Raw genomic sequence first — 6,851 nt, forward strand, 5'->3', positions numbered from 1 at the left:
CGCGGCGGGAAAGCCGGGAGCAGCGGAATGCCCGGGCGCGGGCGCCTGCCCGCCAGGGGCCGATCGGGCGGCCGAGGCCGACAGCCCGGAAGAGGGCGGCGGACCGGCCAGGGGCGTGGCGGCTGGAGTCCAGGGCGTCGGCGTGGCCGCGGCGGGAAAGCCGGGAGCAGCGGAATGCCCGGGCGCGGGCGCCTGCCCGCCAGGGGCCGATCGGGCGGCCGAGGCCGACAGCCCGGAAGAGGGCCGCGGACCGGCCAGGGGCGTAGCGGCCGCTCCCCCGCTGTCCGGCTCGGCCTCCTGCCAGGTGTACCCGCCCGTCGACGGGCCGCGCCGAGAGGCCACCGCGCCGCCTGCCACCGACGGCACCGGCCCCGGGCCGGACCTGCCCTCGTCCTCCTCCGTACCGCCGCCCCGGGATTCCGGCGCGGCCCGCGCGTCTCCCCGGTCCGCCCGCTGGGCGGGGCCGGGGAGGCGCCTGCCCGCGTCCGCGTACCCGTCCGCGTCCCCGCCCGGCACCCGGTGTCCCGGCCGGTCCAGGCGCGCGATGCGTGCCCGCAGTTCCGCGCAGCGCGCGCTCGCGCGTTCGTGGTCGTCGCGCGCCCAGGCCAGGTCAAGGCGCAGGGCGTCCGCCTGCTCGCGCGTGGGGGCGGAGGCCAGTCGCCGGCTCAGGCCGCCCTGGCGTTCCGCGGCGTACTCCTGCTCGCGGAGCATGAGGTCCAGTTGGTCGCCGAGGGCGTCGCGGCCGCCGGGCCGGTCGTCGAACGCGTACAGGGCGGCGGTGTGCAGCAGACGGGCGTGTTCCGTCTCCGGGCCGGTGCCGCCGGGTCCGTACCGCCCGGAGAGATCGTGCAGCAGCGACTCCACCACGTCCCAGGGCGGCACCTCGCGGCCGTCGAGGCAGGCCCGCACGCCCTCGGGATCCCGCTGCCAGAACACCGCGCACCACCCGCCGGACGGGTCGAGACGCGCCAGCAGGCCGTCCAGGTAGTTCGCGAACTCCATCATCACGTGAGGGAGTTGATCCGCCGTCATCGCTCAGCTCCCGCCCGACCGAAGCACTCCGCGCAGTAGGCAACACCAGGTGTGTTACGCCGGTGCTACAGGGAGTTTGCACACACGGGGCAGCAGCCTCCGCACGCAGGGCGCACGCCCCACTGTGACGGCATATGCCCCGAAGGTGCCCGTCCGCGGCGATCGTGCGAAGGTGTTCTACGAGCGCGCCCCAGGTGGAACGCGCTGCCACCCGGGTTACCCGACCACCGCACGTCGACCAGCGAGGGCGTCCCCCGTCCGGGCGCCGGGGACGCCGGGACGGAAGGCCCATGAGCAGCGGCTTCACCAGCCCGGATGGCTACGGCTCGGACCCCTTCGGAGAATTCCTCGCACGCTTCTTCGGCGGACTCCGTCCAGGGCCCCGGCAGATCGACCTCGGGCGGCTGCTCAGCCGGCCCGCCCGGGAACTCGTCCGCGGCGCCGCCCAGTACGCGGCGGAGCACGGCAGCCGGGACCTGGACACGGAGCACCTGTTGCGGGCGGCGCTCGCCACCGAGCCCACCCGGACCCTGCTGAGCAGGGCGGGCGCGAACCCCGACTCCCTGGCGTCCCGGATCGACGAGCGGTCGGGCCCGGCCCAACACAGCCCGGACGACGCCCCGCCGCCGACCACGCTCTCCCTCACCCCGGCCGCCAAGCGGGCGCTGCTGGACGCGCACGACATGGCCAGGGCCAGCGGCTACGGCTGCATCGGCCCGGAGCACGTCCTCAGCGCGCTGGCCGCCAACCCGGACTCGGCCGCCGGGCACATCCTGAACGCGGCCCGCTTCGCCCCCTCGGGCCCGCCCGAGGCGCCGGAGCCTCCCCAGGCGGAGCGGCCGCGCGTGACGAACACGCCGACGCTCGACAAGTACGGCCGCGACCTCACGGAACTGGCCCGGCAGGGCCGGATCGACCCGGTGATCGGCCGGGACCAGGAGATCGAGCAGACCGTCGAGGTCCTCTCCCGCCGCGGCAACAACAACCCGGTGCTGATCGGTGACGCGGGCGTCGGCAAGACCGCCGTCGTGGAGGGCCTGGCCCAGCGCATCTCCGAGGGGGACGTGCCCGAGGTGCTGGTCGGGCGCAGGCTGGTCGCCCTGGACCTCACGGGCGTGGTCGCGGGCACCCGCTACCGGGGCGACTTCGAGGAGCGGATGAACAGCATCGTGGGCGAGATCCGCGCGAGGACCGCATGGTCCGCCTCGACATGAGCGAGTACCAGGAGCGCCACACCGTCAGCCGCCTGGTGGGCGCCCCGCCCGGCTACGTGGGCCACGAGGAGGCGGGCCAGCTCACCGAGGTCGTCCGCCGGCACCCGTACTCGCTCCTGCTGCTGGACGAGGTCGAGAAGGCCCACCCGGACGTCTTCAACATCCTGCTCCAGGTGCTCGACGACGGCCGGCTGACCGACTCCCAGGGCCGCACGGTCGACTTCACGTGGCGGACGGCCGTCTCGCGTTCGGCACTGCGCCCCCGTAGGGGTGCGGGGGCCGCACGGGCGACCCCCGCCCTCCCGGACCCGGCGCTCAACGCGCCGGCCGCACCACCATGGCCGACCCGCCACCGCGCCGCACGGTCTCGGCGGCGGCGAGCCACTTCCCGCCCGGCAGCCGCTGCACCCCCGTGGCCGCCCCGATCTCGGGGTTGGCCTTGAAGGAGTGCCCGATCGCCTCGAGCTGCTTCCGCACGCCCGGGTCGAGCCCGGGCTCCAGCTCCGTCTGCGCGGCGTTGCGCTGGCTGGCCCGGGGCGCGGCGATCGCGTCGACGAGCGGCATGCCCCGGTCGAGGAACCCGGTGAGCGTCTGCAGCACGGTCGTGATGATCGTCGCCCCGCCCGGCGACCCCAGCGCCACCACGGGCTTGCCGTGCCGGTCGAGGACGATCGTCGGCGCCATGGAGGACCGCGGCCGCTTCCCGGGTCCCGGCAGGTTCGGGTCGTGCACGGCCGGGTTGGCCGGGGTGAAGGAGAAGTCCGTCAGCTCGTTGTTGAGGAGGAAGCCCCGCCCGGGCACGGTGATGCCGCTGCCGCCCGTCTGCTCGATGGTGAGCGTGTAGGAGACGACGTTGCCCCACTTGTCGGCCACGGTCAGATGCGTGGTGCTGTCACCCTCGTAGGTCGTGGGAGCGGCCGTGCCGCCGGCGTCGCACGCCTTCGGGTCGCGCGGATCCCCGGGCGCCACGGGGCTCGTGAGCACCGCGTCGTCCTCGATGAGGCAGGCGCGTGAGTCGGCGAACCGCTGCGACAGCAGTTCCCTCGTGGGCACGTCCTCGAAGGCGGGGTCGCCCACCCACCGGCCCCGGTCCGCGAACGCGATCCGGCTCGCCTCGATGAACCGGTGCAGGTACCGGGCCCGGCTCGCCTTCGACAGGTCGGTCCGCTCCAGGATGTTGAGCGCCTCGCCCACCGTCGTGCCGCCGGAGGAGGAGGGCGCCATGGAGTAGACGCCGAGGCCCCGGTAGGAGGTCCGGCTGGGGGTTTGGAGCTTGGTGCGGTACGCCGCGAGGTCCTTCGCGGTCAGGTCGCCCGGGCGGGCGTTCCACCCGGAGCCGGGGTCCACCGGCGGCTTGTTGACGGTGTCGACGATGTCCCGGCCGATGCCGCCGCGGTAGAGCGCGCCGACTCCCTTGCGCGCCAGTTCCGCGTAGGTGCGCGCGAGGTCGGGGTTCTTGAACGTCGAGCCCACGGCGGGCAGTTCGCCGCCCGGCAGGAACAGCTCGGCGGTGTCCGGGAAGGAGCGGAAGCGGGCCTCGTTGGAGGCCGTCTGCGCGCGGAAGGTCTCGTCGACCGTGAAGCCCTCGCGGGCGATCCGCTCGGCCGGCTTCAGGACGCCGGCGAGCCGCTTGCTGCCCCACCGGTCGAGGGCGGTCTGCCAGGTGGCGGGCGTGCCGGGCGTGCCGACACTCAGGCCGCTGCTGACGGCCTCGGCGAAGGGGACGGGCCTGCCGTCCTCGACGAACAGGTTCCGGTCGGCGCTCAGCGGGGCGGTCTCGCGGCCGTCGATGGTGCGCACCGTGCGGGACTCGGCGTCGTAGTAGACGAAGTAGCCGCCTCCGCCGATGCCCGCCGAGTAGGGCTCGGTGACGCCGAGCGCGGCGGCCGTGGCGACGGCCGCGTCGACGGCGTTGCCGCCCTTCTTGAGGATCTCGATGCCGGCGGCCGAGGCGTCCGGGTCGACGCTGGAGACCGCGCCTCCGTAGCCGACGGCCGAGGGCGTCTTCTCCCCGCCGGTGCCGCGCGCGGTGGGCGGCACCGCCGCTCCCACCGAGACCACCACGGCGGCCGACACCGCCAGGACCGTCAGATTCCGTGCCACAGGGCGACGCATCCGCACCTCCAGTCAAAGGCCGTCAGCGCAGCCTAGTTCATCGACATGCCCTCGTCAGGTGTACGCCGAACGCGTGTCCGCCCGGCCCGCTACCATGCGCGCCCATGAACGACGACGTGCGCAACGTCGTCCTGGGCGTGATGGCGGCGGGCATCAGCGCCGCACTCGGCTGGGCGGCCCGGACGTACCTGTACCGGCGCAGGCTCCGCCGGAAGCAGGCGTTCTTCGGGCTGCCGGACAACTCCGAGTCCCTGCTGGTGGTGAACCGGGGTTCGGCGGGACCGGAGTTCGCGGTGATGCGCTACGCGGCAGGTCTTCGACGACTTCCACAGTGCGGACCTGGCGAAGGAGCCGGAGCTCGTCGCCTGGCGAAAGAAGCGTTCCGCTGCGAGCGACGCCGACCGGATCAACGACAGCGGCGCGGCGGTCATGCTCGCCAACGCCCGGGGCGACTCGGTCTTCCCGCCCCACCAGTACGCCGACTTCTACGAGAAGCTGAGCGGCCCGAAGCGGCTGGAGATGCGGCTCGGGGACCCCGCCACCCCCGAGCTGACCGGCCTGTTCGGGCTGCCCAACCACGTGTGGAAGTACACCCGTCGCTGGTTCGACCACCATCCGCGGGGCGAGGACAACGGCCTCGACCGCGAACCTCCCGTCCAGCTCACGTCCCGTACGTCCGGCGGCTACGAGGGTCACCCGGACGGGAAGTCGGCCGGCGCGGACGAGCGGAAGATCGCCCTGGTGGACTCCAGGACCATCCGCGCGAACGCCGGCTCCGGGGCGGACGGCGGGGTCGTCTTCCTGTCCAGCATCCTCGACCAGGTGGCCAAGCTGCCCCAGGTGGCCTCGATCCCGCTGCTCCCCCGCCGCTGGGCGGCCGTGTGGCAGTCGGAGCGGTACGCCGCGGCGCAGCAGGTCCGCGTGGCCGCCAGGCTGCACACCACCCTCACCCCGACCAAGGAGAGCGGCACCCTCGTCGCGTACCTGGACGACGTGGGGCCGCTCGGCCTCGGCAAGCTGGTCACCCACGCGCCGTACACCTTCCACGGGCGCACCCCCGGAAAGCGTTCGGCGTCGACGTGGAGCTGTACTCCACGGCCTACGACGTCCCGGCCGGGCATCGCCTCGCCCTGGTCGTCGACACGGTCGACCCGCTCTGCATCGAGCACAACCCGTCCGGCGCGCAGCTGACCTTCTCCTCGCCGGCGAGTGACCCGTCGTACGTGTCGGTTCCGCTGCGCGAGCAGTGATCTCCGGCTGCTGCCGGACGGGCCTGGCCGATGTGGACCGCCGCCCCCGTGGCCTTCGGGCCAGGGGGCCGCACCCGGTGGGAACGCCCCGCAGACCGGGCGGGCGGTCTGCTCACCCCCGGCGGGATCGGCGGAATCTGGCGAAGTCCCCCTCTCCGACAGGGATGAAGGGAACATCGTAGTCGAGGTCCGGCCGGACGGGCCGTCCGGTACCCGCCCGTTCAGTGCTCGAGGATCCTGGAGAGGCGGTCTTCGGCCTGGTCGCAGCCAGGGTGGCCGAAGGACGCGTCGGGCGTGCGGTCCTCGGCGGTCCGGCCGTCGGCCGTGCGCACGACCCGGCCGGCGGCGGAGCCGGCGACGCCCCTCCCAAGGGTGACGACGATCATGGTGATGTCTCCGGCCGGCTGATCGTCCGGCACAGGGCCGGCCCGCCCGCCCCCGACGGGCCGATGTCCACGAGGGCCTCCCCCCGGTTCACGGTGAGGTCCGCGCCCTGCCGGACTCGGAGATCACCGACGTGTTTGTCGACGTCACGCAGCTCGATCAGCGGATCGACGGCCATGCTCAGCCCTACTCACTCTCAGCTGTGTGGTGGTCGCCGCAACGTATCCAGGCGAGATCCCCCCGCGTGCGACGACACGCACCTCTCGATCATTAGCCGTACGTACGCCGGACGTTGGGCCGGAGGTTCGCGCGCCCGGGGGCGCGTGACTCGGCTCACGACCGCGCTCAGGACTCGGCCACTTCGGCGTACAGCTGGGACAGCTCGGGCACCCCGTTCGCGGCCCACTCGTGCCCGCAGTCCACGACGTCGAACTCCCGTCCGGAGACCAGCCGGACGACCGGCTGCCCGTCGGGGCGGATCTCCCAGGCGGCACCGGGGACGGTGCGCACGATGACGGTGCCCAGGTAGAGACCTGCGTCGTTGCCGAGCCAGGCGAGGGTGTCCTCGTCGTCCCGCCAGCGCGGCACCAGCTGGTCCAGGGCCTCCAGGGAGGCCGCCGAGTCGTCCAGCCGGACCCCCGCCCGGGACGCCTGGGAGCGGAGCAGCTCGCACTCGGCGAGGAGCTCCGCGAGGCCGGTCGGATCGGGGAGCCCGAGCTTCTGGCGCCGCCTGCCCAGGAAAGGGATGTCCATACGTCCAGCGTGTCATTCGGACCGCCGTACCCACCACAGGGCGCGCGGACCTCCCGTGACGGTCGGGTTCACGCCGCCTTCTCGCGGGGCGCGTTGACGGGTC

Annotated in this window: 3 protein-coding genes and 5 pseudogenes; 3 read left to right on the plus strand and 5 right to left on the minus strand. The window is 73.9% G+C overall.

The window, feature by feature from the left end; translation table 11 throughout:
• Positions 1–1,005 (minus strand): annotated as a pseudogene (locus tag ACFW6P_RS10010) (hypothetical protein); the annotation flags it as partial.
• 317 nt (positions 1,006–1,322) lie between these two features.
• Between ACFW6P_RS10010 and ACFW6P_RS10015 the strand changes: the two are divergent.
• Positions 1,323–2,524 (plus strand): annotated as a pseudogene (locus ACFW6P_RS10015) (AAA family ATPase); the annotation flags it as partial.
• A gap of 37 nt (positions 2,525–2,561) precedes the next feature.
• Here ACFW6P_RS10015 and ggt read toward each other — a convergent pair.
• Positions 2,562–4,361 (minus strand): gamma-glutamyltransferase, encoded by a 1,800-nt coding sequence (gene ggt / locus ACFW6P_RS10020; protein ID WP_386354715.1) that lies wholly within the window; start codon positions 4,359–4,361, stop codon positions 2,562–2,564.
• Positions 4,362–4,465: 104 nt separating this feature from the next.
• On the opposite strand from ggt, the pseudogene ACFW6P_RS10025 reads away from it, so the two are divergent.
• Positions 4,466–4,666: pseudogene (locus ACFW6P_RS10025) on the plus strand (hypothetical protein); the annotation flags it as partial.
• A gap of 1 nt (position 4,667) precedes the next feature.
• A pseudogene (locus ACFW6P_RS10030) lies at positions 4,668–5,611 on the plus strand (CocE/NonD family hydrolase C-terminal non-catalytic domain-containing protein); the annotation flags it as partial.
• 221 nt (positions 5,612–5,832) lie between these two features.
• Here the strand turns inward: ACFW6P_RS10030 and ACFW6P_RS10035 are convergent.
• From ACFW6P_RS10035 to ACFW6P_RS10045, 3 genes and pseudogenes are all read right to left on the minus strand, one after another.
• Positions 5,833–5,997 carry a hypothetical protein gene (locus ACFW6P_RS10035; RefSeq protein WP_386354712.1) on the minus strand — a complete coding sequence of 55 codons (165 nt, stop codon included), beginning with the start codon at positions 5,995–5,997 and terminating at the stop codon, positions 5,833–5,835.
• An 8-nt stretch (positions 5,998–6,005) separates the two neighbouring features.
• Positions 6,006–6,173 (minus strand): annotated as a pseudogene (locus ACFW6P_RS10040) (amino acid ABC transporter ATP-binding protein); the annotation flags it as partial.
• A 167-nt stretch (positions 6,174–6,340) separates the two neighbouring features.
• Entirely contained in the window at positions 6,341–6,748 is a 408-nt protein-coding gene (locus tag ACFW6P_RS10045) for a DUF6278 family protein (RefSeq protein ID WP_386354709.1), read from the minus strand.
• Positions 6,749–6,851 lie beyond the last annotated feature (103 nt).

Source organism: Streptomyces sp. NPDC058741 (assembly GCF_042746715.1).
Lineage (GTDB): Bacteria > Actinomycetota > Actinomycetes > Streptomycetales > Streptomycetaceae > Streptomyces.